The organism is Streptomyces sp. BBFR2 (assembly GCF_044497305.1).
In the GTDB taxonomy this organism is placed as follows: domain Bacteria; phylum Actinomycetota; class Actinomycetes; order Streptomycetales; family Streptomycetaceae; genus Streptomyces.
Window position 1 is genome coordinate 5,011,337 of record NZ_CP172415.1, and the last position, 21,578, is coordinate 5,032,914.

Here is a 21,578-nt window from a genome sequence, read left to right on the forward strand (position 1 = left end):
CGTAGCGTCAGAAACAGGCGGTGGCCGCACTGTACGACCGCCCACCGCACGACGCAACGGCCCCGCACCCACCTCGTACGCGCCCCCGCCGTCAACGCGGGAACGCCACCGCCACCGCCGACGCGGAAAAGTCACCGCCCCCGCCACCGACGCAGGAACGCCAACGCCCCTGCCGTCAACGCAGGAACGCCAACGCCACCGCCCCCGCCGTCAACGCGGGAACGCCAACGGCCCCCCGCCGCAAGGCGAGGGGCCGTCGAAAAAAGAGAGATACGCAGGTCAGCCGCGCTGGATGCCCGTCGTGTCCTGGAGGACGCCGCGGCGGCCGTCCTGGGTCTGGGCGATGAGGGCCTGGCCGCGCTGGTCGACCGCGAGGTACCAGGTGCCGGGCGCCAGTTCCGCGATGGGCGACGGCGAGCCGTCCTCGCCGTACAGGGGACGCGCCACCGGCACCGCGAACCAGAACGCCGCGAACTCCGCGGGCGCCGCCGCGCCCTGCGCGCCACCGGCCGTGGCGTCCGCCGGGGCGGGCTGCTGGCCGCCGTAGCTCTGCTGCGACGGGTCGGTCTGCTGGCCGCCGGGGTAGCCGTAGCCCTGGCCCTGCGGCTGCTGCTGCGCGCCCGGGTAGCCGTAACCGGGCTGCGGGCCCGTGCCGTACGCCCCGGGGGTCTGCGGCTTCGGCGCGCCGAGCAGGGGGGCGCTCAGGGCCGGGACCAGCGGCGTGGCGATGGCCCCCGCGGCCAGCACCAGCGCGGCGAGCAGGCCGAGGATCAGACCGGCCGAGGGGCCGCCGCTGCTGACGAGCGACCAGAACACCGTCCAGGCGGCGAAGATGGACAGCAGGGTGCCGATCTGGTTCAGCTCCAGACCGAGGACCTTGGGCGGCTGCGGCAGCGCCCGCCCGAGGATGATCAGCGCCGCGGCGGCGATGCCCGCGAGGTACACGCTCATCAGCAGCGGCAGCGATTCCCACGCGATGAGGCTGGTGGCGAAGGTGGAATAGAGCGGAAGGAACGAGGCGATGAACAGCAACACCGCTGCTCCGGTCACCACGCCGTCACCTCGACTGAGGGAGCGGATATTCAACGTAAAGGTCCTTTGTCGGTTTCGGTTTCGGGTCGGCGCTGACGCTCGGGTGCGCGGCGGGAGGCGCGGCGGTGGCCCCCCATCGTAAAGGCGAACCTATCGCCCGGACGGGCGGGCCGTCCCGCCGGTCGGTACGCCCCGGGGGAACACCGGGAGGCCGGGGGGACGTATTTCCGGGCCGGTGTTCCGCGGGGTCCGTCTCAATGCTCCAAGAAGTCCGTAATGCCCTCGGCGATGCCGCGTGCGGCCTTTTGCCGCCACTGCGCTTCGGTCAATTGCGCGGCGTCCTGCGCGTCGCGCATATTGCCGCATTCGATGAAGACTTTCGGGACCTTCGAGAGGTTGAGACCGCCGAGGTCGGAGCGGACGTCGAGGCCCGATCCGTGGTTGATGTAGTCGGCCGGTTCGCTGCCCGTCGCCGCCGCGAACCGCTTGACCAGCCCTGTGCCGAGGGTGCGTGACGGCGCGACGATCGCGGAGGTGTCCGCCTTGCCCGCGACGACCCGCGCCGGAAGGATCACGTGGAATCCGCGTTCCCCGGCGCCCGCGCCGTCGGCGTGCACCGACACCGCGGCGTCGGCGTGCGCCGCGTTGCCCCGCTCCGCCCGCTCGTCGACGCACGGCCCCCACGGCCGGTCGTCGTCGTGGGTCAGGACGACCTTGACGCCCTCCTGCCGGAGCAGCGCCCGCGCCCGCCGGACGACGTCGAGGGTGAACGACGCCTCGGGGTAGCCGCCGTTGGTGGCGGTGCCGGTGGTGTCGCATTCCTTACGGGCGTTGCCGACGTCGACCTGACGGGCGATCTCGGCGGTGTGGTCGCGGTTGCGGAGGTTGTGGCCCGGGTCGAGGACGACGGTCTTGCCGCGCAGCCCGGAGTGGCCGGTGGGGCTGGGTCCGCCGTGGCCCGCGCCGTGCCCGTCGGCGGTGTCCGACGGGACGGGCTTCGCGGCGCCGCCGTCCGGCGACGGGGCCGTGGCCTGCGAGGACGCGTCCCCGGTCGGCCGCCACAGGAACCAGCCCGAGGCCCCGGCGGCGATCACCGCCAGCAGCAGGACGAGGAGGAGCCCGCGCCGGCGGCGGGGCGGGGGGAAGGTGGAGGAGGGCCCGGAGAACACGTCGGTGATGGTAGCCCGCTCAGATTCCGGGCCCGGTGCGCCGCAGGACGTGCAGGGAACGGCAGACCGCCGTCTCGGTGAACGCGCCGGATTCCAGCGCCCGCCGGTAGATCCGCCAGGGCGCCTGCCCGCCGTCCGCCGGGTCCGCGAACACGTCGTGGATCACCAGCAGTCCGCCGTCCGCGAGGTGCGGCGCCCAGCCCTCGTAGTCGGCGCTCGCGTGCTCGTCGGTGTGCCCGCCGTCGATGAAGACCAGCCCGAGGGGCGTCCCCCACACCGCCGCGACCTGCGGCGACCGGCCGACCAGCGCGATGACGTGGTCCTCCAGACCGGCCGCGTGCAGGGTCCGCCGGAACGTCGGCAGGGTGTCCATCCGCCCGACCTCCGGGTCCACCACCGTCGGGTCGTGGTACTCCCAGCCCGGCTGCTGTTCCTCGCTGCCCCGGTGGTGGTCGACGGTGAGCGCCGTCACTCCGGCGGCGCGCGCCGCGTCGGCGAGCAGGATCGTGGAGCGCCCGCAGTACGTGCCGACCTCCAGCAGGGGCCGCCCGAGCGCCGCCGCCTCCACCGCGGCGGCGTACAGGGCCCGCCCCTCGTCCGCCGGCATGAAGCCCTTGGCCGCCTCGAAGGCGGCGAGCGTCTGCGGCGCGATCTGAACGTCGGCGGGCACGGCGGCCATGGCGTCCTCCTGGTCGTACGGTCCGTTCGGCGACCGCCCGGCGGGCGGCACCGGTGGCTCATCGTGCCGTACGGGGTCCCCGCCGCCTCGGGTGGGGCCGGAACGCGCGGCGGCGGCCCGGAAATCCGGAAAGCGGGGAAGCGGGTCCGTATTCCGGGAACCGATTCCCGCGTCCTCGGGGAACGGGCGCGGCGGCTTTTCCGGCACACCGGAATAGCGGCAATACGCCCGAGGGGACGAGGACGGGGACGGGGAGAACGACGGGGCGGCGGAAACGGGGAAGCGGGGGAGGGGAATGGGCCCGCCGCTACCGGCAGTCCGGGCAGTTGACCGCGCGGAGCCATTCATCGACCGGTTCGCCTTTTCCGGCGCCGCATTTGGGGCGCGGGTCGTCGGCGCCGGTGAGTTCGTGGACGCGGAGGACGTCCTCGCCGACGGTCCCGGAACGGGTCGGGGTGCGGGGGCCGTCCGCGCTGGTGGGGTGGGTGGTCACGGCTGGCTCCAGGGGTCTTCGGTGAGGACGTGGAGGGGGTGGGTGAGTCCGCCGACGCGGTGCTGGAAGGGTTCGGGTGGCGGTTGGGTCGGGTTGCCGGGCGGCTGGCCGGGCCAGATGCTCAGGGTGTGGACGCGGTCGCCGTCCGGGAGGGTGACGAAGAGGGCGTGGCCCCGTTTGATGTGGTCGCGGGCGGCGCGTTCCTCGCCCGCGTCCCAGGCCCACGCGCGGACCTGCCGGATGTGGTCCGGCGCGTCGTCCGCCTCCCGCGTCAGCCACGCCCACGGGGAGCGGACGGGTTCGGGTGCGATCCGCTCCGCGAGCCGGAGCGCCTGCCCGCGCAGCCAGCGGACGGCGAGGACGGGCGAGACGGTCCACAGCGCGCCGACGGTGTGCGTGGCCCCGGCGCCGGAGTGCGACTGCCGCCGCTCCAGCCGGACTTCGGCGAGATAGCCGGTCACAGGATCTCCCCCCGGCTGCGCGCGTTGACGAGCGTGATGCCCGCGATCAGCCGCTCGGCGCGGGACGGGCGCCGGAGGTGGGCCGCGTCGACCACCCACTCCTCGCCGCCGGTCAGCGACCGCAGCGACCACGCCCCGCACAACTCGCTCTTGGCGAAGGCGAGACAGCGGCGTTCGGCGTCGGCGACGAGTTCGCCGCGCTGCGGGCGGTATGGAGTCTGATCGCGTTTTCCGGACCTGCGTTCGACGGACACGATCGGTTCCTCTCTGTAGTTATTCCACTACCGGGAGGTTCAGGCTGGCCTAGTGTTTTGCTGTCTTCAACGTTCCGGTGCTGGAGGGCACGTTGGTAAACGTCAAGGAACTGAACCCCGAGGCGAGCCCGCAGGCCGCCTTCGGAGCACGCGTACGCAGCGCTCGTGAAGCGCGGGGGTGGTTACAGGACGAACTGGCCGAGAGGGTCGGCTACTCGGGCCGCCATATCTCGGCTATCGAAACTGGTCGTAAGCCGCCGACTCTGCGGCTTTCGCGGGGTCTTGATGAGGCGTTCGGCTTCACGGGGACTACGGAGTCGTTCGAGCGCGGCTGGGGCGAGATCAGGAACGGAAGCTTGCTGGAGGGCTTCCCGGAGTACCTGGGCCAAGAGGCCCGCGCTGCGGAGATAAGACTGTTCGACGTGGGCGTCGTTCCAGGACTGCTCCAGACGCCGGAGTACGCAAGCGCCATCGAAGAAGGTCATGTGCGGCGGGGCACGCTCACCTCCGAACAAGCAGCAGAACGGGTCGAGGCCCTGCTTGAACGGCAAGCGGCGTTGGTACGGAGGATTCCGCCCATGGTGATCGTGGTCCTGGATGAGAGCTGTATTCGACGGCTGATCGGTGGACCGAAGGTCATGGAGCGGCAGTTGGCCCGGCTTATCGCGTTCGCTGAACAACCGAACTCTGTGCTTCAGTTGGCTCCGTACGCCATGGGTGAGCGTCGCCCGTTCAACCGGGTGGTAAATCTGCTGACTATGCCGGACCGCTCCGTTATGTCCTACGTGGAGTCGCAGACCAACGGGCATCTGGACCGAGAGATCACGTCCGTGTTGCCGCTGGTGAGGGCCTACCATCAGCTACAGGCCGAGGCGCTTTCTCAGGCGGAATCCGTGGCCGTGATCGAGCAGTTGCGAAAGGGCTCCCCGTGACAACCGACTCCCTCCCCCTGACCTGGATCAAGTCCTCCTACAGCGGTAGCGGTGGCACTTGCGTCGAGTGGGCCCCCGCCCACGCGGCGGCCACCGGCATAGTTCCCGTCCGCGATTCCAAGGACCCGCACGGCGCGTCCCTGAGCGTCCCTGCCGCCGCGTTCGCGTCCTTCGTCGCGGGCGTCAAGGCCGGGGAGTTTCGCGCCTGAGCCAGGCCGACGTACGCCGAAAGCCCCGTCAGGTCCTCCGCGTTGGAGGTCGGCGGGGCTTTCGTACGCCCTCTCGCGGGCGCCGTCGCCGGGCTCCTACGCTCGGGCGCGACCGAGCGCGCTGACACACAGCGAAAGGGCACGCCATGACCACCGAATCCCCCCGCTGGTTCAAGTCCTCGTACAGCGACAACGGCGGCGACTGCGTCGAGATCGCCGCCGACCGCTGGTTCAAGTCCACCCACAGCGGCAACGGCGGCACCTGCGTCGAGGTGACCGCCGTCCTCGTCGCCTCGCACGGCGTCGTTCCCGTCCGTGACTCCAAGAATCCGGACGGGCCGAGGCTGAGCGTCCCGGCGACCGCGTTCGCGTCCTTCGTGGAGGGCGTCAAGGCGGGCGCGTTCCGGGACTGAGACAGGTCCGCGTACGGCAGGGCCCCGCCCGCCCCCGGATCGGGGGACGAGCGGGGCCCGGTGCCGTACGCGGCGGGCCGTTCCTACGCCCGCGCGACCGCTTCCAGGGGGCTGAGCGCGGCGGCCCGCCGGGCGGGGAAGGCGGCGGCGACCGCGCCGACGGCGAGGGAGAGCAGGGCCACGAGGGCGAGCGTGCCCCAGGGGAGGGAGAAGGCGTACTGCGGGATCGCGCCGTTGGCCAGTCCGCTGACCTTCCACGCCGCGAAGAGGCCACCGGCCATACCTAGCAGGGTGCCGAAGGCGGCGACGCAGACGGCCTCCAGACGGATCATGGTGCGGACGCCGGAGCGGTCCATACCGATGGCACGCAGGACGCCGATCTCCCGGGTGCGCTCCGAGACCGCCATGGCAAGGGTGTTGACCATGCCGAGCGCGGAGATCAGGACACCGATGCCGAGCAGTCCGAACATCAAGGTCATCAGCTCGCCCGCGACACCGGCCTGCTCCTGGACGAGCTGGTCGCGGTCCTGGACCTTCAGCAGCGGACTGTCGCCCACGGCGGCGCGCAGACGCTTCTCCATGCCGTCGGAGACCGTGCCGTCGGCGGTGTGGACCAGGACGCGCTGCACGGAGTCGCGCAGATAGCTGTGCCGCTGCACCTCGGGGCGGTAGCCGAGGACGTCCTGGGCGGTGGGGTTGTCCTGGTAGACGCCGACGACGGTGTAAGGCTCGTCGCGGTCGCCGGTTCCGGGGCCCATGCTCGCCTCGATCCGGTCACCGGTGGTGAGGTGATGGTCGCGGGCGAAGCTGCGGGAGACGGCGAGCCTGCCGGGGCCGAGGCCCTCGGCGGAACCGCTGACGAAGCGGAGCTTCAGCACCTCGTCCACGGTCCTCGGGTCCACCCCGGAGACCGACTTGACGAGCGGACCGGCGGAGAAGGTGGAATCCGCCACGGCGGAGACGGTCCGCACACCGGGCACGGCGGAGATCCGCCGGACGGCGGCGGAGCCGAGGTCGCCGATGGTGCCACGGGTGCTGATGACGTAGTCGGCGCTCAGCCCGGCAGCGGCCTGCGAGTCCAGCGCCCGGCTCGTGGACTCGTGGACGACGGCGAGACCGGAGACCAGCGCCGTACTGATCATCAGGGCGACGGCGGTGGCGGCGGTACGGCGCGGATCGCGCAGCGCGTTCACGCGGGCGAGGTGCCCGGCGGCGCCGAAGCGGGCGGTCACCCCGCCCAGCAGCCGGACCACCGGCCCGGCGAGCAGCGGGGCCAGCACGATCAGACCCGTCACGAGGAGGCCGCACCCGAACATCGCGGTCCGCAAGATCTCGTCATCGGCGCTGGTCGCGTCGCTCAGCGAGAACAGCAGGCCCACACCCGCGACGACGAGGACCGCACCGACCACACCACGGAGGCGGGAGACCACCACGGACGGCGGCCCTCCGGCCGTACGCATCGCCTCGACGGGAGCGATCCGCGCCGCCCGGCGCGCCGGCAGCCACGCGGCGAGCACGGTGACGCCGACCCCCACGACGAGCGAGGCGAGGACCGCCGCCGGGCCGATCACCAGCGGCCCGCTGGGCAACGCGTCACCGGACGTGTCCAGCACCGCAGGCAACGCCGTGGCCACCCCCAGGCCCAGCACGAATCCGAGCACGGACGCGGCGAGACCGACCAGCGCCGCCTCGGCGAGGACGGAGCGGACCACCTGACGGCGGGTGGCGCCGATCGCCCGCAGCAGCGCGATCTCACGGGTACGGCGGGCCACGAGCACGGTGAAGGTGTTGACGATCAGGAACGTGCCGATGAACAGCGAGACCACGGCGAAGAGCAGCGGCAGGCGCTCGTAGGCGCTGGTCGTGCCCGCGACGAAGACGGACTGCTGCGTGGCCAGGGCGGTGGCGGTGGTGGCCTCGGCCCGGTCGGCCGGCAGTACGGCGCCGACCCGGGCGGCCAGCGTGAACTGGTCGGTGCCCGGCGCGGCGGTCAGGTCCACCCCGCTGTAACGCCCCGGGGCGGCGAACAGCTTCTGGGCGGTGGCCTTGTCGAACACCGCCAGGGTGCCGCCGGCGTTCACCCGGCTGTCCGTGGTGGACACCAGGCCCACCAGGCGCTTCTTCAGGGCCGGTCCGTCCGTGGCGAGCGTCACGGTGTCCCCGAGGACGTACCCGGCGGCAGCCGCCGTCCCGCGGTCCAGCGCGACCTCACCGCCGTCGCGGGGGGCGCGGCCCGACGTGAGCGGATAGCGGGCGTCCCGCCCGCCGGGCCCGGGGACGTAGGCGACGCCGAGCTTGCCCCGCATGGTGTCGGCCCGCATCGGCGTGCCGTCCTTGGCGGCCAGGGTGACCGAACCGTCGGCCACCGGGCGGACGGAGGCGACACCGGGAAGGGCGGACAGCTTCCGGACCAAGGCGTCGTCCAGAGCCTCGTACTGCTCGTCGGGGGAGGTGCCCGGAACGGACTTCGGGCCCACGCTCACGTCGATGCCCGCGTAGTCCTCGGACATGGCGGCGCGGTAGGCGGCGGCGGTGGAGTCGGCGAAGACCAGGGAACCGGAGATGAACGCGACACCGAGACAGACCGCGAGCACGGTCATGAGCAGGCGGATCTTGTGCGCGAGAACGTTGCGCAGGGCAGTTCGCAGCATGGCGGGCTTTCGGAGTTGGGGGGACGGCGGGACGGTGAGAGAAGTCAGCGGCCCTGGGACTCGAACGCGAGCATCCGGTCGAGCACGGCGTCGGCGGTCGGGGCGTGCAGCTCGTCCACGAGCCGGCCGTCGGCCAGGAAGACCACCCGGTCGGCGTGGGCGGCGGCGACCGGGTCGTGGGTCACCATCACCACGGTCTGGCCCAGTTCCCGCACCGAGTCACGGAGGAAACCCAGCACCTCCGCGCCGGAACGCGAATCGAGGTTGCCGGTCGGCTCGTCGGCGAACACGATCTCCGGACGGGACACCAGGGCGCGGGCGACGGCGACACGCTGCTGCTGACCGCCGGAGAGCTGGGCCGGACGGTGCGCGAGGCGCCCGGACAGCCCCACGGTGGCGACGACGGCGTCCAGCCACACGGTGTCGAGCCGCCGCCCGGCGAGGCGCAGCGGCAGCGTGATGTTCTCCAGCGCGGTCAGGGTGGGCAGCAGATTGAAGCCCTGGAAGACGAAGCCGACCTTCTCCCGCCGCAGCTCGGTGAGTTGACGGTCCTTGAGCCGGGACAGCTCGACGTCACCGATCCGGGCGGAGCCCGAGGTGACCGGATCGAGGCCCGCCATGCAGTGCATCAGCGTCGACTTGCCGGAGCCGGACGGGCCCATCACCGCGGTGAACCGCGCCCGCGCGAACTCCACGGACACCGAGTCCAGCGCGGTGACCCGGGTCTCGCCCGCCCCGTACACCTTGGTCAGGCCCGTGGCGCGGGCGGCCGGTTCGGCGGCGGGGGGAGCGGAGGGGACGAACGTCTGTGACATGAGGACTCCGGCTGGGGAACGACGGCCCGCGAACACCGCGGGCCGGAGCGGACGTTCCTCATCCTTGCGGCCCTCACCTGCGTAAACGTCGTTCTGGAGGCGGTAGTTCAGCTCTGCCGAAAGGCAGGGGAGGCCGCCCGTCTCTGCCTTTCGGCAGAGCTTCGGCGGTCACCCCGCTCACGCCTTCGGCGGGGTCCGTTCCGCCTTGGGCCGGGTCCTGCTTCGCCTTCGGCCGGGCCTGCTCCTCCTTGGCCGGGTCCCGGCGCTGCGGGCGTCCGGAAGCGGTCCGGGTCAGGGGCGCAGGCCCGTGCGGTGCGCGAGGAGGGCCGCCTGGACCCGGCTCGCCGAACCGGTCTTCTCCAGGATCGCGCCCACATGCGTCTTCACCGTGCCGACGCCGATGGCCAGCCGCTCCGCGATGTCCTGGTTCGACAGGCCCTCCCCCAGCATCGCCAGGACCTCCCGCTCACGCCCGGTCAGCCGGGCGATCCGCTCGTCCGGTACGGCGGCCGTGCCACCGCTGTCCGGGACGCCGCCGCGCAGCATCCGGGCGATCACCGTCCCGGTGACCCCGGGGGAGAGCACCGCGTCACCGGACGCCGCCGCCCGGACCGCGCTGATCAGCTCCTGCGGCCCCTCGTCCTTCAGCAGGAACCCCGAAGCGCCGTCCCGCAGCGCCCGCAGCACGTTCTCCTCGTCACCGAAGGTCGTCAGCATCACCACGCGCGGCGCCGGATCGAGGGCGAGCAGCGGCCGGATCGCGCTCAGCCCGTCGCATCCGGGCATCCGGATGTCCACCAGCGCCACATCCGGGTGATGCGCGGCGGCCTCAGCGACCGCCCGGTGCCCGTCGGCGGCCTCGGCGACCACGTCGATGCCGTCGGCGTGCCGCAGGATCAGCCGCACCCCGTGCCGGATCATCGCCTCGTCGTCGGCGAGCAGGACACGGATCGGCCGGGCGGGCTCGGTCATGGGGTCTCCCAGGGAGCGGCGTCCCGTACGGACGGGACGGTGAAACGGTCGATGGAGATCAGGCGTCGCGAGGCATCGAAGCAGTACCGGGTGATGCGGAAGGAGCCGGGCCGGGCGTCCCCGGGCATGTAGACGCAGCCGGCCGCGCCGACGGGCCGCGACGGCTCGTGCCCGGTGGCCGCGGCACGCGCGGCCGGGATGTCGACGACCCCCTTCAGCTCCTGATAGGTCATGCCCGGACGCGGTTCCACCGGCCGGGCCGTCTGCCGCGGCTGGGCGTACACCAAGGCGACGGCGAGGGCCATCAGCACCCACAGCGCCGCGGCCCCGAGCGCGAACGCCAGCGCCCTGGCCGCCCGCGGTGCCCGGGTCGCCCGCGACAGCGCCGCCGCACCGCCGTCCGGGGCCGCCGGGGAAGCCTCCGCACCGCCCGGGGGCCGTGTCCGCGGGACGGTGTCGTCCGGCCGTGCCGGTACGGTCGCGGCCACCCGGAACCCGCCGGACGGCAGCGCCCCGGCCTCGAAGCTCCCGCCGAGCAGCTCGACCCGCTCCCGCAGACCCGTCAGACCGCGCCCCGTCCCCGCCTCGGACGGCGCGCCGTGCCAAGCGGGCGGCGCCCCGTTGCGGACGGTCACCCGCACCCTCCGGTCGTCCTGCTCGACCCGTACGGTCACGTGGGCGGCCGTCGCGTACCGGTGGACGTTCGTCAGGGCCTCCCGCACCACCCGGTGCACCGCGCGCCGCACCTGCGCCGGGCAGCCGTCGAGGTCGGGGCCCTCCCACTCCAGCCGGACCGCGATCTGGCCGTCCTGGGACTGTGCGACCAGCGCCTCGACGTCGGCCCGGGTGCCGGTGGCGTCGGTGAGCGGATCGGGACCGGCGTCCCCGCCGAGCGGGCCGAGGACGCCGAGGGCCTGCCGCAGCTCCCGCATCGCGTCCCGGGTGGTGCGGCGCACCAGGACGGCTTCCTCCCGCAGTTCCGGCGCGGCCCGGTCGAGGGCCAGCTCCAGCCCGCCGGCGTGCAGGGAGACGAGGCTGAGCCGGTGGCCCACCAGATCGTGCATCTCGGCGGCGATCCGCGACCTCTCCTGGGTGCGGGCCTCGCTGTCGGCGGAGCGGCGGGCCCGCTCGGCCGCGTCGCCGCGTTCGCGCAGCGCCCGCAGCAGCCGGGCCTGCTGACCGTGCACCGTCCCGACCAGACCGGGCACCACCACGGCGGTCACCGCCAGCACCAGCCCCAGCTCCACGCCGTGCACGATCGAACCGGTGCCGAGCGAGGGGCCGGCCGCGGTCGCGGAGATCAGGACCAGCAGGCCCGCGCCGCCGAGCAGCCGGACGCGGTGGCCCGGCCGCACCGTGCCGAGCGCCCCCGCGTACGCGGCACCCGCCGCCACCGGCCCGGCGACGGGCGCCGCCCCCGCCAGCACGGCGAGGACCAGGAGCACGGCCCCGGGCCGGCGCCTCCGCACCGGGAAGAGCGCCACCGCGACCGCCACCACACACAACTGGAGAACGGGGTGCGGCAGATTCCACAACCGCTGGGCGACCGCGAACAGGGCCAGGGCGGCGAAGGCCGCCCCGGCCGTCTCCGCGGCGCCCCGGCCACGTCCGCCCGGAGGCGCCGCAGCGTCCGGCCCGGGACGCCCGGCACGACGGAAACCGCTGATGAGGAGCATGCCGTCCAGTATTGGCCGCTCCGGGCGAGCGGGCATGGACCTCAAGACCGATCCGGGCTCTGCCTTTCGGCAGAGCCCCGGCCGTGGAGCGCCACCGGGGCCCGGCGCGGATGCCGACCGCCCGTTCCCGACCGGCCGTTCCCGTCCGCCCTGTTCCCGTTCGCCCTGTTCCCGTCCGCCCCGTTCCCGTCCGCCGTGGCGGGCTCCCGGGGCCACGGTGCGGACGCGGGGGCGGGCGGAGGGTTCCGGGCGGCCCCGCACGGGCGCCGTGCGCCGTGCGCCGGGGTGGAGCTTCCCGAGTGCCGGGGCGCGGGGCGGCGGGTGTCCCGGGGCAGGGTTGTACGGGGCGGTGAGGCGCGGCGGGGTGCCCGGGGCGCCGTGCGGACGCCGTGCCCGGCCCCGTCCGTCGTGGCGGCGTCCCGGCCATCGGGCTGGGGGCGGTGGGAGCGTTCCGGGCACTCCGCCCGGGGCGCCGTGCGCCGGGGTGGAGCTTCCCGAGTGCCGGGGTGCGGGGCGGCAGGTGCCCCGGGGCAGGGTCGCCCGGGGCGGTGAGGCGCGGCGGAGTGCCCCCGGGTCGGTGCTTCCCGGGGCGCCCGGAGTGGGGTTCCCCGGGGCGGTGGGGCCCAGGGAGGCGTTCACCGGGGGCCCGGCGTTCGCCGCGCGGCGGGCGGGGCGGGCCGTACCGTCATCCACCCCGTATCTGACCTTCCGTCAGATTGAAACGTGTTCTACTCTGCCCGCCATGGGCATCGGAATCACGCAGGAACACCGTGACCTGGCCGAGGCGGTAAGCGGATGGGCCGCGCGGACCGCGCCGCCCGAGGCGGTCCGCGCGACCGCCGACGCGGCGGGCTCCGGCACACCCGGCGACGCGGCCCGCCCCGCCCACTGGGACGACCTCGCCGCCCAAGGGCTCCTCGCCCCGCACCTCCCGGAGCGCCTCGGCGGAGGCGGCGGCACCGCACTCGACCTCGCGGTCGTCCTGGAGGAGTTGGGCGCCGCGCTCTTCCCCGGCCCGTACCTGCCCAGCGCCCTCGCCGCCGCACTGCTCCACCACGGCGGCGCGGACGACCTCGCCGCGCGCCTCGCCACCGGCGAGCGGATCGGCGCCGTCGCCCTCGGACCGGGCACCCTCACCGCCACCGCCGGGCCCGGCGGCTACGTACTCGACGGCGTCGCCCCGCCGGTCGCCGGAGGCGGCCCCGCGGACCTGATCCTGCTGGCCGCACGGGAGACGGCGGGGGACGGGGACGCACCCGGGGAGGCGCGCGGCGGCGTACCGGGGGAGACGCCCGGGGGCTTGCCCGGGGAGGCGCCGGGCCGGGCCGCCGACGGGGAGGCGCGGGATGCCGGGGCGCCGGACGCCGGGGGCGGGCCCCGTGGCGGGCGGCCGTCGGGTGCCTCGGCCGGGCGGCCACCGGCGGGCGCGTCCCGGCCCGCAGGGAGCGGCGCGCCCGCCACCCGCTGGTTCGCCGTGGACGCCGCCGCGCTCACCGTCCGCGTGCGGGGCGGCGCCGACCTGCTCCGGACCGTCGCCGAGGTACGGGCCGACGCCGTGACCGTGCCCGCCGCGCGGCGCCTCGCCGTCGACACCGGCCTCGTGCGGGACCTCGCCGGGGTGCTGTACGCCGCCGAGAGCTGCGGCACCGCCGCCCGGACGCTGCGCACCGCCGCCGAACACGCCGCCGTCCGCGTGCAGTTCGGGCGGCCCATCGGGCAGTTCCAGGCGGTCAAGCACCTCTGCGCCACGATGCTCATCCGCTGCGAGACGGCGCGGGCACTGGTCTGGGACGCGGCGCGGGCGCTCGGCGCGCCGCCCGCCGAACGCGCCCTCGCCGCCGCGCTCGCCACCGCCACCGCCCTCGACGCCGCCTCCGACAACGCCAAGGACGCCATCCAGATCCTCGGCGGCACCGGCTTCACCTGGGAACACCCCGCCCACCTGCACCTGCGCCGGGCCACCGCCACCCGCCAGCTCCTCGGCCCCGGCGACACCCACCGGCAGCGCGCCGCCCGCCTCGCCGCCGACGGCGCCCGCCGCACCCTCCACCTCGAACTCCCGCCCGCCGCCGACGCGTTCCGGCAGCAGGCCCGCACCGCCCTCGGCGCCGCCCGCGGCCTCGACCCGGCCGCCGCCCGCCGCGCCCTCGCCCCCACCGGGTACGCCGCCCCGCACCTGCCGCCCCCGTACGGACTCGGCGCCGGACCCGTCCAGCAACTCGCCATCCAGCAGGAGACCGCCGCCGCCGGCATCGAACTCTCCGGCCTCTCCATCGCCACCTGGGTCGTCCCCGCCCTCCTCACCCACGGCACCGACGCCCAACGCGCCCGCTACCTGCCGCCGACGCTCCGCGGCGACCTCGCCTGGTGCCAGCTCTTCTCCGAACCCGAAGCCGGATCCGACCTCGCGTCGCTGCGCACCCGCGCCGAACGGACCGCCGACGGCTGGCGGATCACCGGCCAGAAGGTGTGGACCTCCGCCGCCCGCGACGCCGACCACGCCATCCTCCTCGCCCGCACCGACCCCGACGCCCCCAAACACCGCGGCCTGACCTTCTTCGTCCTCGACATGCGCGCCCCCGGCATCACCGTCCGCCCGCTGCGCGAGATCACCGGCGACGCGCTCTTCAACGAGGTGTTCCTCGACGGCGTCGCACTCCCCGCCGACGCGGTCGTCGGCGCCGTGAACGACGGCTGGAAGGTCGCCCGCACCACCCTCGGCAACGAACGCGTCCACATGGCCGACCAGATGACGTTCGGCACCGGCCTTTCCGCCCTCCTCGACCACGCCGCGCGCCGCGACGGCGCCGTCCGCGCCCGCGCCGGGGCGCTCGCCGCCGAAGCGCACGCCCTCGGCTGCCTCACCCTGCGCACCACCCTCCAGCGGGTCGCGGGCGAGGAACCGGGCGCCGGGGCCAGCATCCGCAAACTCCTCCAGACCGCCCACCAGCAGAAAACCGCCGAACTGGCCCTGGAACTCCTCGGCCCCGACGGCGCCCTCGACGAAGGACCGGGCGCCCGCGCCCTGCACGGCTTCCTGATGTCGCGCTGCCTGACCATCGCCGGCGGCACCACCCAGGTCCAGCTCAACGTCGTCGCCGAACGCCTCCTCGGCCTGCCCCGCGACCCCGAGCCCCGGCCCCTGATCTGACCCGTATCCGGCCCGTGGCCGGGCCCTCGCCCGGCCTGTGCCCGGCCCCTCATACCCGATCCGTGCCGCGCCCCCGGGCGCGCTCGCCCCGTAGACGCCCCTGGAGACCCCCATGAGCGGCAAGGCGTACATCATCGGCGTCGGCATGACGCCCTTCACCAAACCCGAGAGCGGCGACCGGCGGTACTGGGACCTCGCCGCCGAGGCGGGCGGCAACGCCCTCGCCGACGCCGGAATCGGCTACGACGCCGTCGAACAGGTCCCCGTCGGCTACTGCCACCAGCAATCCACCGCGGGTCAACGCGCCGTCTACGGGCTCGGCATGACCGGCGTCCCCGTCTACAACGTCAACAACAACTGCGCGACCGGCGCCACCGCCCTGATGCTGGCCCGCCAGTTCGTCGAGGCGGGCGTCAACGACTGTGTCCTCGCCCTCGGCTTCGAACAGATGCGGCGCGGCGCCCTCGGCGCGGGCGCGGGCAGCGGCGACTTCGCGGCGTCACCCGTCGCCCGCCACTACGGCGTGATGGCCGCCGCCCACGGCTTCGCGCGAACCCCGCCCACCGCGCAACTCTTCGGCAACGCCGCCCGCGAACACATGGAGCGCCACGGCACCACCGCCGGACAACTCGCCGCCGTCGGCGCCAAGAACCACCGCCACTCCGCCCACAACCCGTACGCGCAGTTCCGCGACGTGTACACGGTCGAGGACGTCCTCGCCGCGCCCGTCGTCCACGCCCCGCTGACCCGGCTCCAGTCCTCCCCGACCTCGGACGGCGCCGCCGCCGTCGTCGTGGCCTCCGAACGGTTCGTCGCCGCCCACGGCCTCGCCGATCACGCCGTCGAGATCGCCGCACAGGCCATGACCACCGACACCGAGGCGAGCTTTTCCACCGGCACCTGCACCGACGTCGTCGGCACCCCGATGACCCGCGCCGCCGCCCGCCAGGTCTACGAAACCAGCGGCCTCGGCATCGAGGACATCGACGTCATCGAACTGCACGACTGCTTCTCCATCAACGAACTCCTCACCTACGAGGCGCTCGGCATGTGCGCCGAAGGCGCGTCCGGCGCGCTCGTCGCCGACGGCGCCACGACCTACGGCGGCCGTTGGGTCGTCAACCCCTCCGGCGGCCTGATCTCCAAAGGCCACCCACTGGGCGCCACCGGCCTCGCCCAGGCCGCCGAACTGGTGTGGCAGCTACGCGGCACCGCCGGGGAACGCCAGGTGCCCGGCGCCCGCACCGCCCTCGCCCACAACATCGGCCTCGGCGGCGCCGCCGTGGTGACCCTGCTCCGCAAGTGACGCCGGAAAGAGGCGAGTTGAACGGTGCGCGGGCCCCGAACCGGGCCTCCCCGGGTGCGCATCGGTCGTAGGTCCTAGGACCATGCCCGCGACCTGCGACGGGGCCGGGACCGGGCGGATATCCGATACGCGTTCGGTCCGGCGGGTGCGACCATTGCTCCATGCCCCCGACTGCTTCCCCGTCCACCGCCCTGTCCGCTCCACCCCGCCGCAGCGCGCCTCCCGGCTGGCTCGTCACGCTGCTGGTCTGCTCCGGTCAGTTCCTCGTCATCCTCGACGTCTCCGTCGTCAACGTCGCGCTGCCCGCCATGCGCTCCGGACTGGGCCTGAGCGAGCTGGGCCTCCAGTGGATCGTCAACGCCTACGTCATCACCTTCGCCGGTTTCATGCTGCTGGGCGGACGGGCCGCCGATCTCTTCGGCCGGAAGCGGATATTCGTCCTCGGGCTGGCGCTCTTCACCGTCTCCAGCCTCGCCGGGGGAGCGGCACAGGAGCCCTGGCAACTGATCACCGCCCGCTCCCTCCAGGGCATCGGCGCCGCCGTCCTCTCCCCGGCCACCCTCACCATCCTGACGACGTCCTTCCCGACCGGCCCCGCCCGCACCCGGGCCATCGCCACCTGGTCGGCGGTCGGCGCCGGAGGCGGCGCGGTCGGCGGTCTCGTCGGCGGCGTGCTCACGCAGTACCTGTCGTGGCGCTGGGTGCTGCTGATCAACGTCCCCGTCGGCGCGCTGGTGCTGATCGGCGCGGTGCTCTGGCTCACCGAGAGCCGCCAGGACACCGCCCGCCGCCTCGACATACCCGGCGCGCTGCTGGCCACCGCCGGTCTCGGACTCGTCGCCTACGGCATCGTGCAGACGGAGACGGCGGGTTGGGGCTCCGCCGCCGCACTCCTGCCGCTCATCGCCGGACTGCTGGTCATCGCCGCCTTCCTCGCCGTCGAGGCGCGCGCCAAGGCGCCGCTGATGCCGCTCGGCATGTTCCGGACGCGGGCGGTCTCCTCGGCCAACGCCGCGATGCTGCTCTCCGGCGCCGCGATGTTCTCCATGTGGTACTTCCTCTCCCTCTACGTGCAGAACGTCCTCGACTACTCCCCGCTGCGGGCCGGACTCTCCTTCATCCCGCACTCGCTGAGCATCGTCATCGGCTCGAAGCTCGCCCCGCGGCTGATGCGCCGCACCGGCGCCAAGACCCTCGCGGTCTGCGGCGCGGCGATCTCCGCCTGCGGCATGTTCTGGCAGGGCACCATGGGCGTCGACGGCACCTACCTCGGCACCCTGCTGGGCCCCGGCATCCTGATGGCCTTCGGCGCCGGACTCTCCGCCACCCCCGTCGCCGCCATCGCCACCTCCGGCGCCGCCCCCGGCGACCAGGGCCTGGTCTCCGGCCTGATCAACACCTCCCGCCAGATGGGCGGCGCCCTGGGCCTGTCCATCCTCTCCACCGTCGCCGCCGCCCGCGCCCTGTCCGGCGACGGCCCCGCGGCCCTGGCCGACGGCTACGGCCTGGCCTTCCACGTCGGCGCGGTGGTCCTGGTGGGCGCGGTCGTGCTGATGCTCATAGCCCTGCCACGGCGCAGGGAGGACGCGGCACACGCCTGAGGGCGCGTGCCTGACGGGGCGGGGCACGCCTGAGGGGGTGCGCCTGACGGGGCAGGGCACGCCTGAGGGGATCAGGCGCGTTCCCGTTCTGGGGTTGGGGGCGTTCTTTGCGGGGCGGTTGGCCGGTTTCGTATCCGGTGGCTTCGAGGCTGGAGGCCGGGTGGTGGTTTAAGCCCGGCCCTTTCGGGGCCTGGCGGCCGGGCGCCTTGTGCTCGGCGCCTTCGGGTCCGGGGATGGGGTGGCCGGGGCGGCCTCGTGCCTGTCGGGCTCCGGGGCTGGAGGCCGGGCGGCCGGGCCGGGGGAGCCCCGCCGTTCTGCCCGGGGTGGCCGTGGCTCCGCTCCGGTCCTGTGCCCGTTCTGCCCGGGGGCCCTGGCTCCGCTCCGGCCCCGTCCCGCTCCGTCCGGGGAGCCCGCCGCCGGTCCGTCTGGGGCCCGGCCCCGGCCCGTCCCCGTCCTCGCTACAGCCAGCCGTTGCGGCGGGCCGCGCGGACCGCCTCGATGCGGTTGCGGGTGCCGGTCTTGCCGATCGCGGCCGAGAGGTAGTTGCGGACGGTGGCCTGGGAGAGGTGCAGCACCCCGGCGATATCGGCGACGGTCGCGCCGTCCACCGCCGCGGTCAGCACATCGCGTTCGCGGGGCGTGAGCGGATTGGGGCCGGCGCTGAGTGCCGCCGCGGCCAGCCCCGGATCGATCACCCGCTCCCCGGCCAGCACCCGCCGGATCGCCGCCGCCAGATCCTCCACCGGCCCGTCCTTCACCAGGAACCCGGCGGCCCCCGCCTCCATCGCCCGGCGCAGATACCCGGGCCGCCCGAAGGTCGTCAGGATCAGCACCTTGCACGACGGCAGCCGGGTCCGCAGATCGGCCGCCACGTCCAGCCCGCTGCGGCCCGGCAGTTCGATGTCGAGCAGCGCCACGTCCGGCCGCGTCGCCAGCGCCTCCGCCATGATCCGGTCGCCCGCCGCGACCTGCGCGACGACCTCCATGTCCTCCTCAAGGCCCAGCAGCAGCGCCAGCGCGCCGCGCATCATCCCCTGATCCTCCGCGAGCAGCAGCCGCACCGGCTGCCCCGCCCGCTCGTCCCGCAGCATCTCGTCCACGGAGGGGAGAGTACGGGGCCGGGACACGGCACGGGGGCGGTTGGGCCGGTCCTGGCGCCATGGGGCGCGGTCGGGTCCGGTGCCATACCGAGCGGCGCTGTGCCGTGGGGTCCGGTGCCACGCCACGCCATGCCATGCCACGCCGTGCCACGCCACGCCATGCCGTGCGGTCCGGTCGGCGGTCCGGGCCTCGCGCACCCGGGCTCCGGGCACGTGCCCGCGTCCGCTCGCGCCGCGTCCGCCCGGGCCTGCGCCCGTTCCCCCTACGCCCGAGGCCGGGCCGGCCAAGGCCCCCATGCCTGGCCTGCCTGGCTGCCGTTCCCCGTACGCCCGGGGCCGGGCTCATGCCCGCGCCGTTCGGGGCCGTTCCCATGGCCCGTGCGCCCCGGGCCCGCGCCCCCGGCCGTGCGCTGCTCTCGTCCTCCGCGCAGGCCCGCGCCCCCGGCCGTGCGCCGCTCTCGTCCTCCGCGCAGGCCCGCACCCAGGGCCCGAGCCCCGGCCCGTAGCCTGCGCCCCGCTCCGGCCCATGGCCACCGCCCCGGGCCCGAGCCCCAGCCGTGCGCTGCTCTCGTCCTCCGCGCAGGCTCGCGCCCCGGGCCCGCGCCCCCAGCCGTGCGCCGCTCTCGTCCTCCGCGCAGACCCGCGCCCCGGCCGCCCGCGCCCCGCCCTGGGCCTGCACCCCGGGCCCGCGCCCCGCCCTGGGCCTGCGTCCCGCCCCGCCCCCGCCCCGCCCGGTGATGCGGACTCACCCGGCCGCGTCCGCCTCCGTCCGCTCGTCCCCCGTCCCCACCGGGACCTCGGCCGTCAGCCGGAATCCGCGACGGCCGTCGCGCCCGGAGGTCAGGGTCCCGCCCGCGGCGGCCAGTCGCTCGGCCAGCCCCCGCAGCCCGGTCCCGCCGCCCGACCGCCGGGAGCTGCCCTCCGGCGCCCCGGCCTCCGGAACCTCGGCTCCCGGCGCCCCGCCTTCCCGCACGCCGCCCCCGCCGGCTCCCGGAGCCCCCTCGCGGGCCCTTTCGTCGCTCCCGGCACCGGCGCCCTCGCCGCCCGCCCGCACCTGGCCCCGGGCCTCGTCCGCCCTCGCCTGGCCCTGGGGCTCGTCCGTCCCCGCCGGTCCCCGCCCGTCGTCCGTGACCGTCAGCCGGGCCCGGTCCTCATCCACCCGTACCACGATCGTGCAGCGGGTGGCGCCGCTGTGGCGGACGGTGTTGGTGACGCCCTCGCGGACCACCCAGCCCAGGAGCGCACCGGCCTGCGGGGGCAGCGGCGGGCCCGACTGGTGGACCTCCGGGGCGATACCGGCGGCCTCCAGCATCGAGCGGGCGCGGTCCAGTTCGACGGAGAGGCTGCCCTCGCGGTAGCCGCTGACCGCCTCCCGGATCTCCGTCAGCGCCTGCCGGCCGACCGCCTCGATGTCGGCCGCCTGCTCCAGCGCCGCGTCCAGATCGCGCGGGCCCAGCCGGCGTACCGCCTCCGCCTTGACGACCACCACGGACAGCGTGTGCCCCAGCAGATCGTGCAGATCGCGGGAGAACCGCAGCCGCTCCCGCTCCACCGCGCCGCGCGCCAGTTCCTGCCGGGTGGCGTCCAGTTCCTTGATGGTGTCGAAGAGGCTGAGGACCGTCGCCGTCACCATGCCGGACAGGAATGTGCCGTACCCGATGCCGAACGCGCTCTTGGGGTCGTGCTGCCCCATCAGGTATCCGGCCGAGCCGCCGAGCACCAGTAGCCAGAGCGCCAGTTTCCGGCCGCGCAGCGGCTGGACGGTGCCGGACGCCAGGGCCAGCAGCAGGAAGAACAGGTACCAGCTCCCGCCGAAGCCGAGGGCGACGGCGTAGGTGACGGCGGCCAGCGCGGCCAGCGCCCACACCGGCGCGGCCGTGGAGCGCAGCCGCGGGTTGAAGGAGAGGAAGACGACGGAGACGTAGAGGGAGTTGAAGGCCAGCAGTCCGGCACCGGCCAGCCACGGGTTACCGGTCCGCCCCTGGATGATGTGAGAGAACGCGCCCATCCCCAGCAGCAGCCAGGGCAGGAACGCGTACCGCCCCGGCCCCTTCCCGTGCCCGCGCGCCGACCACCGCCCCCGGCGCCCCGGGCCCCCTTCCCCGCCCGTCCCGTCCGCCTCCCGGGGCCGCCCCCACACCCCGCCGAGCCGGTCCACCCTGCGCCACTTAGCCCGGCGCCGGGGACCCCGTGCCGCGCCGGGCCCGTCCGCGTCCCGCGCCGGATCCCGGGGCCGCGAGGCCCCGCCGGCCGTCCCGCCGTCGCCCGCGTCCTCGGGGTGGTTCGTCCATCGCACTGTCATTCCCCCAGGTCGGGTCGGTCCTTCCGGTACGCGCGCCGTGCCCGGCGGGCCGCCCCGCTCCGGGCGTCGGCCGCGCGTCCCTCGTTCTCATGGTCATGACGGTACGCAGCGCCGACGCGGCGGGGCAGAGGAGAACGAGGGGGCCGGGCCTGGGACAAATGTCACCGGTGCGGCCCCGCCCCCTTAGCTGACGGGCCGTCAGGGGGGTTCCGGGTGCCGGGCGGATCGGCTATACAGGAGCCCATCGGCTAGAACGCGTTCTAGAAGTGCGGGTGCGACCGCAGCCACCGGCCGCACACCGGCCGGCCCCGGCCGTTCGGAGCCACCGGACACCACCGGACACCACCGGAACCCCCGCGCGC

Annotated in this window: 18 protein-coding genes; 6 read left to right on the top strand and 12 right to left on the bottom strand. The window is 74.8% G+C overall.

Going from position 1 to position 21,578, the window contains the following annotated elements; translation table 11 throughout:
* Window positions 1-279: 279 nt before the first annotated feature.
* The 6 genes from ACGH2B_RS20395 to ACGH2B_RS20420 all read right to left on the bottom strand — a co-directional run bounded on the left by ACGH2B_RS20395 (window position 280) and on the right by ACGH2B_RS20420 (window position 4,088).
* The gene (locus ACGH2B_RS20395; protein WP_399091615.1) at window positions 280-1,086 is read right to left on the bottom strand and encodes a hypothetical protein; all 807 of its coding nucleotides are present in this window, start codon (window positions 1,084-1,086) and stop codon (window positions 280-282) included.
* Between the two features lie 200 nt (window positions 1,087-1,286).
* Entirely contained in the window at window positions 1,287-2,201 is a 915-nt protein-coding gene (locus ACGH2B_RS20400) for an N-acetylmuramoyl-L-alanine amidase (RefSeq protein ID WP_399091618.1), read from the bottom strand.
* Window positions 2,202-2,220: 19 nt separating this feature from the next.
* The gene (locus tag ACGH2B_RS20405; protein ID WP_399091621.1) at window positions 2,221-2,880 is read right to left on the bottom strand and encodes a class I SAM-dependent methyltransferase; all 660 of its coding nucleotides are present in this window, start codon (window positions 2,878-2,880) and stop codon (window positions 2,221-2,223) included.
* Window positions 2,881-3,187: 307 nt separating this feature from the next.
* The gene (locus ACGH2B_RS20410; RefSeq protein WP_399091624.1) at window positions 3,188-3,373 is read right to left on the bottom strand and encodes a hypothetical protein; all 186 of its coding nucleotides are present in this window, start codon (window positions 3,371-3,373) and stop codon (window positions 3,188-3,190) included.
* Window positions 3,370-3,834, bottom strand: coding sequence for a hypothetical protein (locus tag ACGH2B_RS20415; RefSeq protein WP_399091627.1), 465 nt, complete (start codon window positions 3,832-3,834; stop codon window positions 3,370-3,372). Before ACGH2B_RS20415 ends, ACGH2B_RS20410 begins: the two co-directional genes overlap by 4 nt.
* On the bottom strand, window positions 3,831-4,088 hold the full coding sequence (locus tag ACGH2B_RS20420) for a hypothetical protein (RefSeq protein WP_399090487.1): 258 nt from the start codon (window positions 4,086-4,088) through the stop codon (window positions 3,831-3,833). The genes ACGH2B_RS20415 and ACGH2B_RS20420 overlap by 4 nt, the downstream gene beginning before the upstream one ends.
* 92 nt (window positions 4,089-4,180) lie before the next feature.
* On the opposite strand from ACGH2B_RS20420, the gene ACGH2B_RS20425 reads away from it, so the two are divergent.
* The 3 genes from ACGH2B_RS20425 (at window position 4,181) to ACGH2B_RS20435 (ending at window position 5,642) form a co-directional block, all read left to right on the top strand.
* Window positions 4,181-5,020, top strand: coding sequence for a Scr1 family TA system antitoxin-like transcriptional regulator (locus ACGH2B_RS20425; protein WP_399097167.1), 840 nt, complete (start codon window positions 4,181-4,183; stop codon window positions 5,018-5,020).
* Window positions 5,017-5,229: a DUF397 domain-containing protein gene (locus ACGH2B_RS20430; RefSeq protein ID WP_399091630.1), complete on the top strand. Its 213-nt coding sequence runs from the start codon at window positions 5,017-5,019 to the stop codon at window positions 5,227-5,229. The genes ACGH2B_RS20425 and ACGH2B_RS20430 overlap by 4 nt, the downstream gene beginning before the upstream one ends.
* 146 nt (window positions 5,230-5,375) lie before the next feature.
* Window positions 5,376-5,642, top strand: a complete 267-nt coding sequence (locus ACGH2B_RS20435) for a DUF397 domain-containing protein (RefSeq protein WP_399091633.1) — start codon at window positions 5,376-5,378, stop codon at window positions 5,640-5,642.
* A gap of 83 nt (window positions 5,643-5,725) precedes the next feature.
* Here ACGH2B_RS20435 and ACGH2B_RS20440 read toward each other — a convergent pair whose 3' ends face one another.
* The 4 genes from ACGH2B_RS20440 to ACGH2B_RS20455 form a co-directional block, all read right to left on the bottom strand.
* A complete protein-coding gene (locus ACGH2B_RS20440) occupies window positions 5,726-8,293 on the bottom strand; it encodes an ABC transporter permease (protein ID WP_399091636.1) in 2,568 nt (855 codons plus the stop codon).
* Window positions 8,294-8,337: 44 nt separating this feature from the next.
* A complete protein-coding gene (locus ACGH2B_RS20445; RefSeq protein WP_399091639.1) occupies window positions 8,338-9,108 on the bottom strand; it encodes an ABC transporter ATP-binding protein in 771 nt (256 codons plus the stop codon).
* Window positions 9,109-9,399: 291 nt separating this feature from the next.
* Entirely contained in the window at window positions 9,400-10,080 is a 681-nt protein-coding gene (locus ACGH2B_RS20450; protein WP_399091642.1) for a response regulator, read from the bottom strand.
* Complete coding sequence (locus ACGH2B_RS20455; RefSeq protein ID WP_399091645.1) at window positions 10,077-11,756, bottom strand: sensor histidine kinase; 1,680 nt, start codon at window positions 11,754-11,756, stop codon at window positions 10,077-10,079. The genes ACGH2B_RS20450 and ACGH2B_RS20455 overlap by 4 nt, the downstream gene beginning before the upstream one ends.
* Before the next feature lie 742 nt (window positions 11,757-12,498).
* On the opposite strand from ACGH2B_RS20455, the gene ACGH2B_RS20460 reads away from it, so the two are divergent.
* The 3 genes from ACGH2B_RS20460 (at window position 12,499) to ACGH2B_RS20470 (ending at window position 17,814) form a co-directional block, all read left to right on the top strand.
* Window positions 12,499-14,907 carry an acyl-CoA dehydrogenase gene (locus tag ACGH2B_RS20460; RefSeq protein ID WP_399091648.1) on the top strand — a complete coding sequence of 803 codons (2,409 nt, stop codon included), beginning with the start codon at window positions 12,499-12,501 and terminating at the stop codon, window positions 14,905-14,907.
* 112 nt (window positions 14,908-15,019) lie between these two features.
* A complete protein-coding gene (locus ACGH2B_RS20465) occupies window positions 15,020-16,213 on the top strand; it encodes a lipid-transfer protein (RefSeq protein WP_399091651.1) in 1,194 nt (397 codons plus the stop codon).
* A gap of 161 nt (window positions 16,214-16,374) precedes the next feature.
* On the top strand, window positions 16,375-17,814 hold the full coding sequence (locus ACGH2B_RS20470) for an MFS transporter (protein ID WP_399091654.1): 1,440 nt from the start codon (window positions 16,375-16,377) through the stop codon (window positions 17,812-17,814).
* Between the two features lie 458 nt (window positions 17,815-18,272).
* On the opposite strand, the gene ACGH2B_RS20475 is transcribed toward ACGH2B_RS20470, so the two are convergent.
* Both ACGH2B_RS20475 and ACGH2B_RS20480 read right to left on the bottom strand, forming a co-directional pair.
* Window positions 18,273-18,905: a response regulator gene (locus tag ACGH2B_RS20475; protein WP_399097170.1), complete on the bottom strand. Its 633-nt coding sequence runs from the start codon at window positions 18,903-18,905 to the stop codon at window positions 18,273-18,275.
* 754 nt (window positions 18,906-19,659) lie between these two features.
* Entirely contained in the window at window positions 19,660-20,922 is a 1,263-nt protein-coding gene (locus tag ACGH2B_RS20480; protein WP_399091657.1) for a sensor histidine kinase, read from the bottom strand.
* Between the last annotated feature and the right edge of the window lie 656 nt (window positions 20,923-21,578).

Bases quoted from the DNA above. Each gene is read 5' to 3' on its own strand.
- ACGH2B_RS20435 (WP_399091633.1), top strand. From the start codon at position 5,376: ATGACCACCGAATCCCCCCGCTGGTTCAAGTCCTCGTACAGCGACAAC.
- ACGH2B_RS20405 (WP_399091621.1), bottom strand. From the start codon at position 2,880: ATGGCCGCCGTGCCCGCCGACGTTCAGATCGCGCCGCAGACGCTCGCC.
- ACGH2B_RS20465 (WP_399091651.1), top strand. From the start codon at position 15,020: ATGAGCGGCAAGGCGTACATCATCGGCGTCGGCATGACGCCCTTCACC.
- ACGH2B_RS20475 (WP_399097170.1), bottom strand. From the start codon at position 18,905: ATGCTGCGGGACGAGCGGGCGGGGCAGCCGGTGCGGCTGCTGCTCGCG.
- ACGH2B_RS20445 (WP_399091639.1), bottom strand. From the start codon at position 9,108: ATGTCACAGACGTTCGTCCCCTCCGCTCCCCCCGCCGCCGAACCGGCC.
- ACGH2B_RS20440 (WP_399091636.1), bottom strand. From the start codon at position 8,293: ATGCTGCGAACTGCCCTGCGCAACGTTCTCGCGCACAAGATCCGCCTG.
- ACGH2B_RS20460 (WP_399091648.1), top strand. From the start codon at position 12,499: ATGGGCATCGGAATCACGCAGGAACACCGTGACCTGGCCGAGGCGGTA.
- ACGH2B_RS20470 (WP_399091654.1), top strand. From the start codon at position 16,375: ATGCCCCCGACTGCTTCCCCGTCCACCGCCCTGTCCGCTCCACCCCGC.
- ACGH2B_RS20480 (WP_399091657.1), bottom strand. From the start codon at position 20,922: ATGGGCGCGTTCTCTCACATCATCCAGGGGCGGACCGGTAACCCGTGG.
- ACGH2B_RS20450 (WP_399091642.1), bottom strand. From the start codon at position 10,080: ATGACCGAGCCCGCCCGGCCGATCCGTGTCCTGCTCGCCGACGACGAG.
- ACGH2B_RS20455 (WP_399091645.1), bottom strand. From the start codon at position 11,756: ATGCTCCTCATCAGCGGTTTCCGTCGTGCCGGGCGTCCCGGGCCGGAC.